Origin of the sequence: Streptococcus sp. GMD5S (assembly GCF_000298715.2) — a bacterium.
GTDB lineage: Bacteria > Bacillota > Bacilli > Lactobacillales > Streptococcaceae > Streptococcus.
The window spans coordinates 1-17,852 of sequence record NZ_AJRG02000001.1 but is presented as its reverse complement, the minus strand read 5'-3'; the positions used below and the strand labels follow the sequence as shown (position 1 = coordinate 17,852).

General features: G+C 42.8%; 16 protein-coding genes. 8 read left to right on the top strand and 8 right to left on the bottom strand.

The features are described 5' to 3' along the window. Positions 1–5 precede the first annotated feature (5 nt). The 5 genes from accC (at position 6) to GMD5S_RS0200060 (ending at position 5,032) form a co-directional block, all read left to right on the top strand. Positions 6–1,373, top strand: a complete 1,368-nt coding sequence (accC, locus tag GMD5S_RS0200080) for an acetyl-CoA carboxylase biotin carboxylase subunit (RefSeq protein WP_000488663.1) — start codon at positions 6–8, stop codon at positions 1,371–1,373. A 35-nt stretch (positions 1,374–1,408) separates the two neighbouring features. Beyond that, entirely contained in the window at positions 1,409–2,275 is an 867-nt protein-coding gene (gene accD, locus GMD5S_RS0200075; protein ID WP_001173379.1) for an acetyl-CoA carboxylase, carboxyltransferase subunit beta, read from the top strand. Beyond that, complete coding sequence (locus tag GMD5S_RS0200070; RefSeq protein WP_001017384.1) at positions 2,272–3,039, top strand: acetyl-CoA carboxylase carboxyl transferase subunit alpha; 768 nt, start codon at positions 2,272–2,274, stop codon at positions 3,037–3,039. The genes accD and GMD5S_RS0200070 overlap by 4 nt, the downstream gene beginning before the upstream one ends. A 146-nt stretch (positions 3,040–3,185) precedes the next feature. Then, positions 3,186–3,887: a CPBP family intramembrane glutamic endopeptidase gene (locus GMD5S_RS0200065; protein ID WP_000750953.1), complete on the top strand. Its 702-nt coding sequence runs from the start codon at positions 3,186–3,188 to the stop codon at positions 3,885–3,887. Positions 3,888–4,306: 419 nt separating this feature from the next. After that, positions 4,307–5,032 carry a CPBP family intramembrane glutamic endopeptidase gene (locus GMD5S_RS0200060; RefSeq protein WP_000732997.1) on the top strand — a complete coding sequence of 242 codons (726 nt, stop codon included), beginning with the start codon at positions 4,307–4,309 and terminating at the stop codon, positions 5,030–5,032. A gap of 47 nt (positions 5,033–5,079) precedes the next feature. On the opposite strand, the gene nusB is transcribed toward GMD5S_RS0200060, so the two are convergent. The 8 genes from nusB to gatC form a co-directional block, all read right to left on the bottom strand. Next, positions 5,080–5,502, bottom strand: coding sequence for a transcription antitermination factor NusB (nusB, locus tag GMD5S_RS0200055; protein WP_000203660.1), 423 nt, complete (start codon positions 5,500–5,502; stop codon positions 5,080–5,082). After that, on the bottom strand, positions 5,495–5,884 hold the full coding sequence (locus tag GMD5S_RS0200050; protein ID WP_000510584.1) for an Asp23/Gls24 family envelope stress response protein: 390 nt from the start codon (positions 5,882–5,884) through the stop codon (positions 5,495–5,497). The genes nusB and GMD5S_RS0200050 overlap by 8 nt, the downstream gene beginning before the upstream one ends. A 21-nt stretch (positions 5,885–5,905) precedes the next feature. Continuing rightward, complete coding sequence (efp, locus tag GMD5S_RS0200045) at positions 5,906–6,466, bottom strand: elongation factor P (RefSeq protein WP_000568642.1); 561 nt, start codon at positions 6,464–6,466, stop codon at positions 5,906–5,908. An 81-nt stretch (positions 6,467–6,547) separates the two neighbouring features. Further along, positions 6,548–7,675 (bottom strand): SPFH domain-containing protein, encoded by a 1,128-nt coding sequence (locus tag GMD5S_RS0200040; RefSeq protein WP_000505813.1) that lies wholly within the window; start codon positions 7,673–7,675, stop codon positions 6,548–6,550. Positions 7,676–7,683: 8 nt separating this feature from the next. Further along, positions 7,684–8,640 (bottom strand): zinc-ribbon domain-containing transport protein, encoded by a 957-nt coding sequence (locus GMD5S_RS0200035; protein WP_000715067.1) that lies wholly within the window; start codon positions 8,638–8,640, stop codon positions 7,684–7,686. 73 nt (positions 8,641–8,713) lie between these two features. Further along, positions 8,714–10,159 carry an Asp-tRNA(Asn)/Glu-tRNA(Gln) amidotransferase subunit GatB gene (gene gatB, locus GMD5S_RS0200030; RefSeq protein WP_001008647.1) on the bottom strand — a complete coding sequence of 482 codons (1,446 nt, stop codon included), beginning with the start codon at positions 10,157–10,159 and terminating at the stop codon, positions 8,714–8,716. Next, positions 10,159–11,625 (bottom strand): Asp-tRNA(Asn)/Glu-tRNA(Gln) amidotransferase subunit GatA, encoded by a 1,467-nt coding sequence (gene gatA, locus GMD5S_RS0200025; RefSeq protein ID WP_000143710.1) that lies wholly within the window; start codon positions 11,623–11,625, stop codon positions 10,159–10,161. The genes gatB and gatA overlap by 1 nt, the downstream gene beginning before the upstream one ends. Then, on the bottom strand, positions 11,625–11,927 hold the full coding sequence (gene gatC / locus GMD5S_RS0200020; RefSeq protein ID WP_000705419.1) for an Asp-tRNA(Asn)/Glu-tRNA(Gln) amidotransferase subunit GatC: 303 nt from the start codon (positions 11,925–11,927) through the stop codon (positions 11,625–11,627). Before gatC ends, gatA begins: the two co-directional genes overlap by 1 nt. Positions 11,928–12,092: 165 nt before the next feature. Here gatC and GMD5S_RS0200015 point away from each other — a divergent pair, with 165 nt between their 5' ends. The 3 genes from GMD5S_RS0200015 to GMD5S_RS0200005 all read left to right on the top strand — a co-directional run. After that, a complete protein-coding gene (locus GMD5S_RS0200015; RefSeq protein WP_025172594.1) occupies positions 12,093–12,785 on the top strand; it encodes a YwaF family protein in 693 nt (230 codons plus the stop codon). 142 nt (positions 12,786–12,927) lie between these two features. Further along, positions 12,928–14,472, top strand: a complete 1,545-nt coding sequence (locus GMD5S_RS0200010) for a peptide chain release factor 3 (RefSeq protein ID WP_000155103.1) — start codon at positions 12,928–12,930, stop codon at positions 14,470–14,472. 592 nt (positions 14,473–15,064) lie between these two features. Further along, on the top strand, positions 15,065–17,852 hold a 2,788-nt coding region (locus GMD5S_RS0200005; protein ID WP_016893664.1), incomplete at its 3' end, for an accessory Sec-dependent serine-rich glycoprotein adhesin.

The following is a 17,852-nucleotide window of genomic DNA, read 5'->3' as shown; positions in this document are numbered from 1 at the left end:
TCTCCATGTTTCGTAAAATTTTGATTGCCAACCGTGGTGAGATTGCGGTTCGCATTATTCGAGCTGCGCGTGAATTGGGCATTGCAACCGTAGCAGTCTATTCAACCGCTGATAAGGAAGCTCTTCACACACTCCTAGCGGATGAAGCTATCTGTATCGGACCTGGTAAGGCGACAGAATCTTATCTCAATATCAATGCGATTTTGTCTGCTGCAGTCTTGACAGAAGCAGAAGCCATCCATCCAGGTTTTGGATTTCTTAGCGAAAACTCCAAGTTTGCCACGATGTGTGATGAAGTGGGAATTAAGTTCATCGGCCCTTCTGGTGCTGTGATGGATACCATGGGAGATAAGATCAATGCGCGTGAGCAAATGATCAAGGCTGGGGTTCCAGTTATCCCAGGATCTGATGGTGAAGTTCACACGGCTGAAGAGGCGCTTGCAGTTGCAGAAAAAATTGGCTATCCAGTCATGCTTAAGGCATCAGCAGGTGGTGGTGGAAAAGGGATTCGTAAGGTTGAAAAGGCAGAAGACTTGGTCGCAGCCTTTGAAACAGCATCCAGTGAAGCCAAGGCCAATTTTGGAAATGGTGCTATGTATCTTGAGCGTGTGATTTATCCAGCTCGTCATATCGAAGTTCAGATTCTTGCGGATCAAGAGGGTCATGTTGTCCATCTTGGTGAACGGGACTGTTCACTCCAACGGAATAACCAAAAGGTCTTAGAAGAAAGCCCATCCATTGCGATTGGCAAAACCCTTCGTCATGAAATTGGTGCTGCCGCCGTTCGTGCTGCAGAGTCTGTAGGCTACGAAAATGCAGGAACGATTGAATTTCTACTCGATGAAGCGAGTGGCAATTTCTACTTCATGGAAATGAATACTCGTGTGCAAGTGGAACACCCAGTCACAGAGTTTGTTTCAGGTGTTGATATCGTGAAAGAGCAGATTCGCATTGCTGCCGGTCAACCTTTACCTTTCAAACAAGAAGATATCGTCCTACGAGGTCATGCTATCGAGTGCCGGATCAATGCAGAAAATCCAGCATTTAACTTTGCTCCAAGCCCAGGGAAAATTACCAATCTCTATCTACCAAGTGGTGGAGTTGGCTTGCGCGTGGACTCAGCAGTTTATCCAGGTTATACTATTCCCCCTTACTATGATAGTATGATTGCTAAAATCATTGTTCATGGGGAGAATCGTTTTGATGCTCTTATGAAGATGCAACGGGCACTTTATGAACTTGATATTGAAGGAGTGCAAACCAATGCAGACTTCCAGTTGGATCTGATTTCAGACCGCCGAGTTATCGCTGGTGACTACGATACTTCCTTCTTGATGGAAACTTTCTTGCCAAAATACCAAGAAAAAGAATAGACTTTCAAACAGTATGAGAACTAAAAGGGGGAGTTATGGCTCTATTTAGTAAAAAGGATAAGTATATTCGGATCAATCCTAACCGTTCCGTAAGGCAGAAACCACAAGCCAAGCCTGAGGTTCCGGATGAACTCTTCTCCCAGTGTCCTGGTTGTAAACACACCATTTATCAAAAGGATCTTGGGAGCGAACGAATTTGTCCCCATTGTAGCTATACTTTCCGTATTTCAGCTCAGGAACGCTTGGATTTGACGATTGATTCTGGTAGCTTTGTGGAGATGTTTACGGGTATTGAAACTCAAGATCCATTAAACTTTCCTGGCTACCAGAAAAAACTTGCAACAATGCGTGAAAAGACAGGTTTGGATGAAGCAGTACTAACTGGTACAGCTAGCATCAAGGGACAAAAAGTTGCCCTTGGGATCATGGATTCAAACTTTATCATGGCTTCTATGGGAACCGTTGTGGGTGAAAAAATCACGCGCTTGTTTGAGTATGCAACGGTAGAAAACTTGCCAGTCGTTCTCTTCACAGCTTCTGGTGGAGCCCGTATGCAAGAAGGAATCATGAGCTTGATGCAGATGGCTAAAATTTCTGCGGCAGTTCAACGCCATTCCAAGGCAGGACTTTTTTACCTAACTATTTTAACCGATCCGACAACAGGTGGGGTGACAGCTTCTTTTGCTATGGAAGGTGATATTATCCTAGCGGAGCCACAGAGTTTGGTTGGGTTTGCTGGACGTCGTGTTATCGAAAATACAGTTCGTGAGACCTTGCCGGATGACTTCCAAAAGGCAGAATTTCTGCTTGAACATGGATTTGTTGATGCAATTGTCAAACGGAGAGAATTGCCTGAAACAATTGCTAAATTAGTAAGATTGCATGGAGGAAGTCGCGGATGAATATTGCAAAAATAGTCAGAGAGGCACGCGAGCAGAGTCGTTTGACCGCACTTGATTTTTCCAATGGAATCTTTGACGAGTTTATCGAATTGCATGGAGATCGCTCTTTCCGCGATGATGGTGCGGTTATCGGTGGAATTGGCTGGTTAGGTGAACAAGCAGTAACTGTCGTTGGTATCCAAAAGGGGAAGAGTCTTCATGACAACCTCAAACGGAATTTCGGGCAACCTCATCCAGAAGGTTATCGTAAGGCCTTACGCTTGATGAAACAGGCAGAAAAGTTTGGTCGTCCAGTTGTGACCTTTATCAATACGGCGGGTGCTTACCCAGGTGTTGGAGCCGAGGAACGTGGACAAGGTGAAGCAATCGCCCGAAACCTGATGGAAATGAGTGATCTCAAGGTTCCAATCATCGCGATTATTATCGGTGAAGGTGGATCTGGTGGGGCCCTAGCTCTAGCCGTAGCTAACCGTGTCTGGATGTTAGAAAACTCAATCTACGCCGTACTTAGCCCGGAAGGATTTGCCTCTATCCTTTGGAAGGATGGAAGTCGTGCTATGGAAGCAGCGGAATTGATGAAAATCACTTCGCATGAACTTCTAGAAATGGGAATCGTAGACAAGGTAATCTCAGAAGCAGGGCTGTCAAGTAAAGAACTGCTAAGTTGCGTTAAAAATGAATTGCGTGCAGAACTAGATAGGTTGCAAGAACTACCACTCGACCAACTTATCGAAGAACGTTACCAACGCTTTAGAAAATACTAAGAAAATTTAAAAGCTAGAACAATTTGTTCTAGCTATTTTGATAATAGAGCATGGATAAATATGAATACTCTTGATAAATAAGAAAATAATCAATGGTATATCCTCTATATTGCCCTAATAGAGAGTTTACCATTAGGAGAGAAAGAATGAAAAAGACAATACATTTAGGAATCTGTATGATTTTAATGTTCCTGTACATTTATTTAACGCCATTAGGAGCCATAACTCTAGCTAGGATCTTCGGTTTAGGAATGGACAGCTATATAATCTTCCTAGTTGGAGAAGTGTTGCTTATTTTCTTTTTATTCGTTTTGTGGTTGAAAAAGAAGAAGATGCTCTTTATCTTCGAGAAAAAGGGTTGGCACTGGTCCTATCTCGCTTTCTTGGTAGCTTGTTTCCTTATCTATTCTTTTTTAAATGGATTTAGAATGCAGAATATTCGATTGATTGACCATAGCTTTATTTTCCAAGACCTTCTTTCGGAACTTTACTCAAACGGAAGAGAAACGACTCTATCAAGTCTTATATTTTTAATCTTTAACATTTCAATTGTACCTGTTGTTGAGGAGACAATCTATAGGGGTTATTTTATGAATACCTTCTTTCCGAAGTCGGAGTTTTATTTGGATGTGATCTTGTCTTCTTTCATCTTTGGGCTTAGTCACTTAGTTCTATCCCATCGTGACCCCATCAGTCTCCTAATGTATAGTATTCTTGGTCTTCTATTTGCAGTTGCTTATCGAGTTACGGGTAGTCTTCGATTTACCATTGTTTGTCATAGTTTCTATAATGCGATTCCTTATGCTCCGTCGCTCTTATTTTATATCTATTATTTGATTTTTAGATAGTAGGAAGTAAAGAAAAAGTGTTTGATACTTGTCAAACACTTTTTCTAATTTGATGGGAAGATAGAGAAATCTCTTTTATCAATTTCTTATTTCTCAATGAGTAAAGCTACTGTTTAGGATAAAAAATTGACAGTTGAGGAGACGGACTATAAAATAGACAAAAAGATATATACTGTAGATGTAAGCTTACAAAAATTTATTTTAAGGAGCTACTTGATAGGACAGGTACAGAAACATTTACAGTTCTTTCATCTGAGGACTTAGAGCAAGTTTCAGGTGGTGGTATGATTTGGTTAGTTGATGATAGACATTGGCCTTCGCCATATGCATATAGTTTGGCGACAGAATGGAGTACAATACTGAATCATGCGACTAGACGTGCTTATGGTATTGGCTATTGATAAATTAAAGGTGTAAGTATGAAAAAACTAGGGCATTTGGGAGTCTATACATCACTGGTATTTCTATCGGTTTATCTACCAGAGTTAGGAATTATGCATCTAACTAAGTTTTTAGGATGGGGGATAGATGGTTATTCTATCTTTTTAACAGTTGAAGTAATGGCTCTTTTGCTATTATTTATCTACTGGCTCAAAAAGAAAGAGATGCTCTATATTTTTGAAAAAAAGGGTTCAAAGAAGTCAAGATTCTTTTACCTTGTAGTTGCTCTAGTGGCTACTTATTTTGATCGTCAATTGGTGGATGCTTTTCAGATACAGTTTCATCACCTAATTGATAACAAGTATATCTTTCAAGACCTTCTTTCGATTCTGTACTCCAATGGGCAACCAACTTTTCTATCAACTGTTCTCAGTTTTAGTTTAACAGTAGTCGTCGCACCTATATCAGAGGAACTAATTGATAGAGGGTATTTTATGAATACCTTCTTTCCCCAGTCCAAGTATTATCTGGATGTTATTTTATCAGCTCTTATCTTTGGCCTCAGTCACTTGGTATTATCCCATCGCGATCCTATCAGTTTGATTATTTATAGTTTTGTTGGTCTTTTCTTTGCTCTAGTATATTGGTGGACAAAGAACCTAAAAATCACCATCTTGTGCCATAGTTTTTTCAATTTTCTCATTTATGCAAAACCCATCTGGATTTTTGTTTATAATTATGTCTATTACCACTTTTTAAGATAGTGGAGGCAAAGAAAAAGTGTTTGATAATTGTCAAACACTTTTTCTATTTACTGTTCTTCTGTTACAAACTGGCTGAGTAGTCCGTTGATAAAACGGGCAGATTTTTGATCTGAGAAGTCCTTTGCAAGATCGATAGCTTCATTGACAGCAACCAGCTGTGGGGTGTCAAATGAAGTGATTTCAAAGACTCCCAAGCGAAGGAGGTTTCTCTCCACGAGTGTTAAACGCTCGATGGTCCAACCTGTTTTTAAATGCTGTGTGATTTGCTTGTCTAGTTCTTCCTTTTTAGCCTGAACACCAGAAACTAGCTCTGTCAAAAAGGCTGGAAGTTGCACATCCGTATCTTCACGATCATGAGTATAGGCGAAACGACAAGCAGTTTCGACATCCGTACCGAATTCAAGGCTCATGAGAGCTTGAAAAGCGCATTTACGGAGTTGGCGTCTAGATTCTAATAGTGGACTAGTCATTGAGGAAGTCCTCGTCAAATAGATCTTTCAATTCTGGTTTTGGTGTTTTATCTGGAACGATACCTGCAACGTGGATATTGATAGCAGCGAGTTCTACATCAGCCATATTGCGGACGGCATCTTTAACAGCTTTCTGGATAGCAACCGCTACCTTAGGAACTTTTACTCCGTACTCAAGGTAGAGATAGATATCTGCTGTGAGCTCTTCGTCCACGTTTTTAAGATAAACACCACGGCCAAGAGAAAGTTTTGAAAGGGTGTCAGATACTGATTTGTTTGAAAAAGAGTGAACACCCTCTACTTTTGCAGTAGCAATAGCAATGATTTTTTCAAGTACACGTGGGGCGATAACGATTTCGCCAAGTTGTTCTTCAATTCCCATAGAATGACCTCTTTCTAGAGATTAGGCACGAGAAACGTAAGTTCCTTCTGCAGTGTTGATAACGAGTTTTTGTCCTGCTTCGATGAAGTCTGGAACGTTTACGACAAGTCCAGTTTCCATCGTTGCTGGTTTACCAGAACCTGTAACCGTAGCACCTTTGATAGATGGTTGAGTTTCTGCAACTGTCAATTCAACAGTAGTAGGAACGGTGACACCAATCACTTCAGTTCCGTAGAATTGGATCTTCACTTCTGAGTTTTCAAGGATGTAAAGCAACTCGTTTTCAACGTTGACTACAGGGATTTCGTATTGGTCGTAAGTTTCTGTATTCATGAAGTAGGCTGTGTCATCCATTTTGTACAAGTATTGAGCTGGGACAGTCTCGATGATGGCTTGTTCAAATTTTTCCTCTGGACGGTAGCTTGTGTCAAATGTAGAACCAGTACGGACATCACGCAATTTCATACGCATGATGGTATTTCCTTTACCTGGTTTGTGGTGGCTAGCTTCCAAAACGCGGATCAATTTTCCGTCAGCTGTTTCAAAGGTCATACCAGCCTTTAATTTACTTGCTTCAATCATGTTTTTACCTCTTTAATAAAATAATTTACTCTTTATTGTACCATAAAAGACAACATTACTCAAATGTCAAAAGGAGCTTAATTAGTTGACTGGTACGATATTGCCATCTTCGTCTTTGGTGACGAGGACGTATTTTCCATCGACTTCGATATAAAAATTCTTGCTAGTAGCTTGCCCAGCATTTTGAGCCGGTGCTTGATTTTGGACTTGTTGACTTAGTTGACCACCGAGAGTTTGGCCAAGATTCATGCCCATAAACATGTTCATCCCATTGCCATTTCCTTCGTTGGCAGCAGCAGCAATAAGCGCTTCGTTGCGCGCACGGCGTTCTTCAATCTCAATCGTGTTATACTTCATGGCAGCGAGCTCACTGTCAAGTTTGCGGACAATGGCAAGACTTTCTTGGTCGTAGCTGAGGTCTTCAAGCAAGATATTAGTTGCTTCAATACCGTAGAGGCCTGTCCAAACCTTGTTGACCTCTTGTTTAGCGAGTTCGTTAAAGGTGTCTTGGTTGGCATTGAGGCTATAGATATCAACCTTGTTTTCGTTGGTATATTTGGCAATGGCAATCGCGATTTTCGGTGCGATATTTTGACGGAGCGTTCCTTGAGCTACATCTTGGAGAGTAAATGGCTGTCCGTCAGTAATTTGACGGCTAACAGAACTCACGTAGAAGAGGACTGGATCTGCTATTTTTACATCAAACAAGCCATAGAAACGGATATTAAGCAGCTGTTGGTAACGTTCGCTGAAGTATTCGACCGCATTTTGTGTGCCGAACTTATTACCTGCAATAGGTTGCATGCGGATAAAAATAATTTCTTGTTGGGTGATGACTTGTCCACCGAAAGAGAAACGGTTTTTAAAGTTTTCCCAAGTGCCTTTTAAACCACCTTTTTCAAGGAGCCAGGCGTTATCACCAGCTTGCCATTCGTGGCTACCAGCTTCGAGGACTTCACCAAGGAAGGTACCGTTGTTTACCAAAACAGCGGTATAACCTTGAGGAACGATAACCACACTGCCATCTGACAAAAGTCCAGTATTTTGATTGCTGTGACGAGAACGTCCATCTGGGTCTTTTGTGAGTAATTGTCCCTTGATGGCCAAGGCGTCGCCAGAGACATTGTCTGGAAGGACGATGGCTTCCTTGAATTTACTATCATTAAAACTATTTAAGCCTGCTGATAAGGCTGCACGTATAAATCCCATAATTCCTCCTAATTATAAAGCTCGTCTTCATCCACAACATCATAGGTATCCAGTACCCATTGGTTTGGACTGCGAGAGAGATTGGCACCACAGTAGTCGCACTCGCTAACTGCAGAGATTTTCAATGGGGCGCCACAGTTTGGACAGTGGTCGCTCACAACTTGGTCTGTATTGACTGCTTGCGTTTGGCTACCGTGTTGGCGGATAAAGTTCAATTGATACACGGTGAAGAGATCTTTTTTAGGGTCTCCTTCAAGGACACGGCGAGTCTCATCGTCAATGACATAGTCTCGTAAAATTGATGATAGAATCACCACTAAGGTATCGTTTCCGTCAGGATTTTCAATAAACTCCTTGATGCGAACATTTTCGATACAAACTTTCTCTAAAACATTAGTTGTTTTAGCACGAATATGGTCTTCGAGTTGGGCACTGTGTTGGGAGTAGAGACTGGTACTTTCCAAAGCGCGGACAGAGTTCCAATTTTTCTCAGTCCAGGCAACCTGCAATTTAAGGTAGACTTCCTTAACCCAAGATGTGAAAGCTTCCGCGTCAAAGTTTGGATCTCCGTATTTCACAAGACTAATGGCCCGTGTGTTGTGTTCAACTCGACGATGGAGCGTTTGAGAATCATTACTAGTGTCTGTTGAACTTGAATCTCCAGACTTATTCTGCAAGGATTTGACGATAACAACTAGTATGATTCCTCCGACTAATATGAACATAAATCCTAGATAGGGAGAGCTAGCAGAACTGTCAGAAGATGACCCATATCCAGAGCGGTAGTAGTGGTAGGATGAGCCACCAGAACGACTTCCACCTCCACTTGAGCGGCTGCTACTTCTGGAGCTACTGCGGCTACTCCCTCCACTTCTGGAATGTCCGACACCCGCATCAACGATTTGAGGCACGGATAGAAAAACAAGTAATAAACAGGTCATTAAAAGAGCGTAAAACTTTTTCATGTGTCTCCTAACTATATGATTGAACAGGTAGTTTCTCTCTTGCTGAGTAGACTATTGGGTGACTAGTAGCGAATTACTCACTTTCTTTCAACTTGGCCAATTCCTGTGCAAGTAGTTTAAGGGCAACTTGTGGGTTGGCTTGTCCTTTGGTTGCTTTCATGAGGAATCCTGTGAAGGCCTTGTCTGCGTTGCGTTTGCCTGACTTGAAGTCGGCAACGGCTGCTTCGTTATCCGCAAAGACTTGGTGGATGATTGGAATCAAAACATCTGGGTCTGAGATTTGGACCATTCCTGCTTTTTCCACGTAGTCACGCGCTCCACCGCCATTTTTAGCTAGGTGGACAAAGACTTTTTTGGCAATCTTAGAAGAAATAGTGCCGTCTTCGATGATGGCAATCATTTCAACCAAGTTTTCTGGTGTCAATTCGATTTGTTCGAGAGTTTTGCCTTCTGCGTTCAAGAACTGAGCAACTTCACCTTGGAGCCAGTTAGAGACTTGTTTAGCATCACCACCGAGAGCAACAGCTTTCTCAAAGAAGTCAGAAGTGACTTTGTTTGCAGTCAACTGGCTAGCATCGTAGTCTGACAAGCCAAGGTCAGATACGTAGCGCGCACGGCGTTCCTTTGGAAATTCTGGCAGCTCTGTACGCATTTCTTCGATCCACTCATCAGAGATTTCAAAGAGGGGTAGGTCTGGTTCTGGGAAGTAGCGGTAGTCTGCAGCTCCTTCCTTGACACGCATGAGGATGGTTGCCTTGTTCGCTTCATCGTAACGGCGTGTTTCTTGGCGAATTTGACCACCTGAGCGAAGGATTTCGGCTTGACGTTGGACTTCGTATTCAAGACCCTTGCGAACATTTGAGAAGGAGTTGAGGTTTTTCAACTCAGTTTTGGTACCGAATTTTTCTTGACCATAAGGGCGAAGCGAAATATTGGCATCCACACGCATAGAACCTTCTTCCATCTTAACGTCAGAAATGCCAGCGTACTGGATAACTTCCTTGAGGGCTGTCAGGTAAGCATAGGCTTCTTCTGGGGAACGCATGTCGGCTTCAGAAACAATCTCAATCAATGGTACCCCTTGGCGGTTGAGGTCAACATAGGAGTAGCCATCTGTACCGTGGGTGTTTTTACCAGCGTCTTCTTCTAGGTGAGCACGTTCGATACCGATTTTCTTGGTCGTACCGTCTTCTAGCTCGACTTCAATCCAGCCGTTATAACCGATAGGTTCATCAAACTGAGAAATTTGGTAGGCTTTGGGATTGTCGGGATAGAAGTAGTTCTTGCGGTCAAAGTGCATCTTTTTATGGATGTCCATGTTGAGGGCAAGTGCAGCCTTGATACCTGCATCGACAACACCTTTATTGAGAACTGGAAGTACGCCTGGGAAAGACCAGTCAATTACGTTGGTATTGGCATTTTGGTCATTTCCAAAGTGGGCAGAAGTAGGTGAGAAGATTTTTGAATTGGTGTTGAGCTCTACGTGGACTTCAAGTCCAATGACTGTTTCAAAGTTCATTAGTTATCACCTCCAAAAATCACAGGTTGTTGTTTGTGGTAGTCTGTTGTTGCTTCAAAAGCAGCAGCAGCTTGGTAAATGGTTTCCTCTGAGTATTTAGGACCAATCAATTGGAGACCGACTGGGAGACCTTGAGCAAATCCAGCAGGAATAGAAATTCCTGGAAGACCAGCTAAGTTGACTGGGATGGTCAAAAGGTCAGCCAAGTACATGGCAACTGGATCGTGGTTGAGTGAGTCCAAATCATAGGCAACGCTTGGTGCAGTTGGTCCCAAAATCAAGTCGTAATCCGCAAAGACGTTTTCGAAATCTTGGATGATGAGGGTACGAACTTGTCCAGCCTTCTTGTAATAGGCATCATAGTAACCTGATGAAAGGCTAAATGTTCCAAGCATGATACGGCGTTTCACTTCTTCACCGAAACCTTGGCTACGGCTGTTTACATAGATTTCATCAAGGTTGCTTGCATCTTCTGCGCGGTAGCCATAACGGATACCGTCAAAGCGTTGCAAGTTTGAGGAAGCTTCTGATGAAGCGATGATGTAGTAAACGGCAACACCGTATTTTGAGTGAGGAAGGCTCACTTCTTCGACGATAGCGCCAAGTTTCTCAAAATGTTTGGCTGCCTTGATGATGGTTTCCTTAACCTCTGGGTCAATTCCTTCACCGAGGTATTCCTTAGGCAAAGCAATTTTCATATCCTTGATGTCTTGCCCAATTTTTGAAGTAAAGTCGGCAATGCGGACAGGAGCAGAAGTAGAATCTTTGGCATCTTCGCTGGCAATAGCGTTGAGCAAGAGCGCATTTTCCTTAACAGTAGGTGCAAAAGGTCCGATTTGATCTAGAGAGCTACCAAAGGCAATGAGACCGAAACGAGAAACCGTTCCGTAGGTTGGTTTGAGACCAACAATCCCGTTGAAGGCGGCAGGTTGGCGGATGGAACCACCAGTATCAGAACCGAGTGACAAGCGGACTTGCCCTGACGCTACAGCTGCAGCAGAACCACTTGATGAACCACCAGGAACCTTGCTGTGGTCCCAAGCATTTTTAGTGGCACCATAGTGGGAAGTCTCACCTGAACCACCCATGGCAAACTCGTCCATGTTGGTTTTTCCAACGACAATCATACCCTTAGCTTTGGCATTGGCAACGGCTGTCGCATCAAAGATAGGCTCGTAGTTGTAGAGCATTTTTGAGGCAGCAGTTGTAAGGATACCGTCGGTAGAGATATTATCCTTAACAGCCAGTGGAATTCCTGAAAGGACATTATCCACGTCAATTCCAGCCTCATCAATAGCCTTAGCTTGAGCAAGAGCTTGCTCCTCAGCGATAGTGACAAAAGCATTGATAGCTGTTTCTCGAGATTTAATATCTTCAAGCGTTGCTTGGGTCAATTCAGTTGCAGAAATTTCCTTAGAGACAAGGAGATTGTGCAAGTCTTCAATAGTTTTGTTATTAAAAGTCATTAGGCATCTCCTCCATCATCTAGGATAGCTGGTACCTTGATATAGTAGTTATCTTTTTCAGGTACGTTTTTAAACAAGCGGTCACGGTCTGTTCCTTCTTCAGCCACATCAGGGCGGAGTACAGTTTTGCGGTCTGCCATGGTTGTAGTAGGTGCGACACCAGTTGTGTCGACTTCACCCAGCAATTCAACCATGTCAACAATTTTAGATAAGGTTGTCGCAAAGGCAGCAGTTTCTTCTTCAGAGAATCTTAATTTTGAAAGATTGGCAACGTGTGTTACCTCTTCTTGCGTAATTTTCATCTTGCATCCTTTCGTGAAATGATGATTTTTAGTCTGTTCTATTTTACCATATTTTCCTATAAATAAGGGAGCCAAACTGAAAAGAAATAGAAATTGAAAAATCGCTTTTAATTCGCTATAATGGTTAAACTAGAGAATAGAGAAAATAAGAATTAGAATAGAAATATGTTCCATCAATTTATCACCAGATCTCAGACGGTTCCTCCTCCCATTTCGCTTTTTTGGTATGGGGTTATGATGCTTGTCTTAGTGCTTTGTATTTATGGAGCACTTGCTTATCACAAAAATCCAAAATTTGTTCGCTTGTTTAAGGGGATTCAGATTCTCCAGTTACTAGCCCTATATAGCTGGTATGTTGGCTTTGGGATTCCATTTTCTAATAGCCTTCCTTTTTATCATTGCCGTTTGGCTATGTTTGCGGTGGTTTTCTTGCCAGATAAATGGCGGAGCAAGCAATATTTTGCCCTCTTAGGAGCAAGCGGAGCTGTCTTTGCCTTGGTTTACCCTGTTTTTGATCCCTATGATTTCCCCCATATCACCAGTTTTTCATTTTTGATTGGGCACTATGCCCTTCTAGTGAATTCCTTGGTTTATTTGATGAATCACTATGACAAGACCTTGCTCAAGAAATATATGATTGTAGCCTATACCTTTATCCTCAATCTCTTTCTAGTTGGGGTTAATCAGGTGACGGGTGGAAATTATGGTCTCTTAAGAGATACCCCGTTTATCTCGAATGCTCCTCTATGGATAAAGTACCTCCTTGTGTCGGTCATCCTTTCACTGGCTCTTGTTCTTTTTGATATCTTGTTTAAGAAACGGTGGAAAAAGAGAAATCAGGTGCAATCTGTGCTCTAGCTTGCCTTTTCATCAGATGAGCAATTGAAAAACTCCCCAAAATCCGCTATAATGGAGAGTTGAAAGGAATAGTACAATCCAATGTAAACATCATTCTTAGCAACTGAAACAACTAAAAATAGAAATCAAAGAAAGAGAACTTATGACTATTCAAGAAGAAATCAAGAAACGCCGTACCTTTGCCATCATCTCCCACCCGGACGCGGGTAAGACAACCATTACAGAGCAATTACTCTATTTTGGGGGCGAGATTCGTGAGGCTGGTACGGTTAAAGGAAAGAAAACAGGGACTTTTGCCAAGTCTGACTGGATGGATATCGAGAAACAACGTGGGATTTCGGTCACGTCATCTGTTATGCAGTTTGACTACGATGGCAAGCGCGTCAATATCCTCGACACACCAGGGCACGAGGACTTCTCAGAAGATACCTATCGGACCTTGATGGCGGTGGATGCTGCGGTCATGGTCGTGGACTCTGCCAAGGGTATCGAGGCCCAAACCAAGAAATTGTTTGAGGTTGTGAAGCACCGTGGCATCCCAGTCTTTACTTTTATGAACAAGCTAGACCGTGATGGTCGTGAGCCACTGGACCTCTTGCAAGAACTAGAAGAAGTCCTTGGCATTGCGAGCTATCCTATGAACTGGCCAATCGGGATGGGGAAAGCCTTTGAAGGATTGTATGACCTCTATAACCAACGTTTGGAACTTTATAAAGGGGATGAACGTTTTGCCAGTCTGGAAGAAGGGGATAAGCTCTTTGGAAGCAATCCTTTCTACGCTCAGGTTAAGGACGACATCGAACTGTTGCAAGAAGCAGGGAATGAGTTTTCAGAAGAAGCTATTCTTGCAGGAGAACTGACTCCGGTCTTCTTCGGTTCAGCTCTCACTAACTTTGGGGTGCAGACCTTCCTTGAGACCTTCCTTAAGTTTGCTCCAGAACCACATGGACACAAGAAAACAGATGGCGAAATTGTGGATCCTTATGACAAGGATTTCTCAGGATTTGTCTTTAAAATCCAAGCCAACATGGACCCTCGTCACCGTGACCGTATCGCCTTTGTTCGTATCGTATCGGGTGAATTTGAGCGTGGTATGAGTGTCAATCTACCTCGTACTGGTAAAGGGGCTAAACTGTCTAATGTCACCCAGTTTATGGCGGAAAGTCGTGAGAATGTGACCAATGCCGTGGCAGGAGATATCATCGGGGTTTACGATACCGGTACTTATCAGGTTGGAGACACTTTGACGGTTGGAAAAAACAAGTTTGAGTTTGAACCACTGCCAACCTTTACCCCTGAAATTTTCATGAAAGTTTCTGCTAAGAACGTCATGAAACAAAAATCCTTCCATAAGGGGATTGAGCAATTGGTGCAAGAGGGAGCCATTCAGCTTTATAAGAATTACCAAACAGGCGAGTACATGCTAGGGGCTGTCGGACAACTCCAATTTGAAGTCTTTAAGCACCGCATGGAAGGCGAGTACAATGCAGAAGTGGTCATGAGCCCAATGGGTAAAAAGACCGTTCGTTGGATCAAGCCTGAGGACTTGGACGAGCGCATGTCCTCAAGCCGCAATATCTTGGCCAAAGACCGTTTCGATCAACCAGTCTTCCTCTTTGAAAATGACTTTGCTCTTCGCTGGTTTGCGGACAAGTATCCGGACGTAGAGTTGGAGGAAAAAATGTAACTCAGCACCAACAATTGGAACTAAAGTTCCTAATTGTTGGACGCTAGTCGCTATTTGGCGAACTAGCTAACTGCCTTACTAACTACGTTTGGCAAATAGAATCGATTTGCCAAACTCCGTGTCGTAGTGTAAAATCGGCTTACCTAAACGCTTCACTAGGAAAAATCCACGAATATTATCGATTCGTGGATTTTTTCGTCGGAAAGGCTAGAAAGTTACATCGGCTACCGGCTTCATTGATTCATTTGTGAAACTGCCTTTAAATACTCTACTCCTAAAAGTCTGTGGATGCTATTGATTCATGGACTTTTTCTATATTTTGAATAAAAATCAATTCCCTGAGTGATTGGAATTAGTTACTCGATTTTTTAAGCATTTAGAAATGGTTAAAAAATAAATAAAATATATTAACAGAACAATAAAATGAAGATTATATTGAAAAAACAGAATAGATTTGAAATCAAGTTATTTTTGAAATCATTTTCTTTCTTTAGGATATATTATAGATATTGAATTGTCGGTATATTTGGTATATAATAAGAAGATAGTATTTTATAGGTGAATAGATCTTTTTCAAGTTGAGGGGATGAACATGTTTTTTAGACGCCAGAAGGGTGAATATAGAGAAACAGACCGTGTAACTCGGTTCAAATTAATCAAATCAGGGAAGCATTGGCTACGGGCCTCGACTTCCCTTTTTGGCTTATTTAAGGTGATGCGTGGAAGTGCGGATACGATCCAAGTAAAGACAGAAATGGTTGAAAAGCAAGAAGGTCAGAAGTTGACCGGCGTGGATGTCTTGAAAGGGATAGCAGCTACGGGAACGATCTTAGGTGGTTTTGCTGCGACGCAAACGCGTGTTTATGCCAATGATGCAGTCGCTGTTGAAAAGACTGTCGAATCAAAAGATACCCTGGCGACGAGAGATTCAGTAGTGCTAGGGACGACACAGGATCATCAAGATGCTGCTAGCTTGTCTTTGTCTACCAGTCAAAGCCAGTCATTGTCAGAATTCAATTCGCAGAGCGCCAGTCAATCTGCCTCTACGAGCCAGTCTATCAGTGCCTCAAACTCTTCTAGCGTGAGCCAGTCGATGAGCCAATCTGCTTCCACTAGTCAATCCTTGGCAAACAGTCAAAGTGTAACTGCTAGTTCAAGTGAATCCCTTGGGACACAAAATCAAGCGAATAGTAATCTGTCAGAGAGAGCTTCAGTTGGTGTTCAAAGTCAGTACCAAGCAAGTGAGTCAGCTCGGGAGACAGTGAAAGAATCACAACCTTCGAAAGAATTAAAAGCAGTTGATTTTTCTACAGAATCCTTGCCTCAAAGTCAGTCTGGTCGTGTAAAGAATGAAGGTGTGACGGCTGAATCGAGTTTCACAATGACTTCTGTAGCCTTGACAGAAAAGCAAAGTGAAGAAAAACGGAAGAAATTAGAGGCCTTGTCTGCTGAGATTGGGCAGTTTCTAGCTCAAGCTCAGGGGCTTCCAAACTCGGATGAGGCAATCACGAAGACTAGTCTAGCGAAGAATGAGATAGCAGATGCCTTGAAAGGGGAGCTTTCTGATTTTACTTCTATTTTGAATAAGGCTACAGAAGCTCGAAATAGTATTGCAAATGCTGTGTTACGTGCCAAGTCTGGACTTCGTGACAGCAGAAACGGACAAGCTTTAACCCAAGCTTCAAATACCGCTAGCTTCAGAGCTGCTAGGGATACAGAGAAGCCAGAACTTCAGAAAATAACCGTTACAGGTGGCGCAGTTCTAGAAGGACAAAAATTTAAAATTTATCGAGAAGAAAATTTTTCTGCGACCATTGAGTTTACTGATAACAGTGGTCGAATTGAACATGCAAAATTTGTTCCTACTGCTGTTCCCGCGGCCTATCCGGCTACTTCAACTGTTGTCTCATTCACTACGAGTAATGGTCAAAGTATCAGTATGATTGTTCCGACAAATAAACTAGCCAAAGATGGAAATGCTACAGCATCAAATCCTTTCACCGTTTCAATCACGGGTTCTGTTGGAAAAAATCAAGCAGTAAATAGTTTGTGGACCCGTTATGTTTTCACCTATGATCAGGAAGGTAATTTTAGCGGAAATACTACTGACGTAGGTCTTGTAAAAGATTTAACAGCCAACCCTGCCGCAATTCAATTTGAAGTCCATGCTCAGTCTGAAAAGTACGAACCAGCTATCAATGCTGAGGTGAATCGAAACTTTACTCTAACGGCCAATTCAGGGACTGTTTCTGTTGGTGAAGCCAGTCAGTACATCACGAATGCTACAGGGACACCAGAATTACCTACTACAGGAATTACTAAGGGAACTAGAACAACCTATACTTGGAAATCTGGAACCAATACGAATTTGTCTGCTGGTCGGCATACTTTGACAGCGGTGGTAACTTATCCAGATGGAAGTACGGATGAAATTGACGTGAGCTTTACTGTGCGCCCTCAGACGCCAAGGATAGAGAATCAATATCTTAACGAAAAAGGTGGGCTCTCAAATCAAGCGATTACGGTAGATGGGGTTGCTCCAGATGGGACTGTTACTCTTACAATTGCAGGGGAGATGTTCACCAAACAAGCAACGGTGAGCTCGACTAGTGTAACCTTTACTGCAAATGAGCTGAAGAAGGTATATGATCGTAATGGAGGACGACTTCCTAGTGGACCGGTGACTGCAAGTACGACAGTGGATGGTTTGGTTTCAGATACATTTAATGGACAAATCACGCCAAATCAAGCGTCAATTTCAGTAAGTAATAGCCAGTCTGCTTCAGCAAGTGCAAGTCAATCAGCCTCAGTAAGCTCCAGCCAATCTGCATCATTGAGTGCTAGTCAATCCGCCTCAGTAAGTTCAAGCGAATCTGCATCTGTAAGCTCGAGTCAATCCGCTTCAGCGAGCTCGAGTCAATCTGCATCATTAAGTGCAAGTGAGTCAGCATCAGTAAGTGCTAGCCAATCCGCTTCAGCGAGTGCAAGTCAATCAGCATCAGTGAGCGCAAGTCAGTCTGCCTCAGTAAGCTCGAGTCAATCTGCATCATTGAGTGCCAGCCAGTCAGCTTCGGTAAGTGCCAGCCAATCCGCTTCAGTAAGTTCGAGCCAATCCGCTTCAGTGAGTGCCAGCCAGTCTGCGTCCGTAAGCTCAAGCCAATCCGCTTCAGTGAGCGCAAGTGAATCAGCATCATTGAGTGCAAGTCAGTCTGCTTCAGCGAGTTCGAGTCAATCTGCATCTGCAAGTGCAAGTCAGTCAGCGTCAGTGAGCGCAAGTCAGTCTGCCTCAGTCAGCTCGAGCCAGTCTGCATCATTGAGCTCTAGTCAATCCGCTTCAGTAAGCACAAGCGAATCCGCCTCAGCCAGCTCAAGCAAATCTG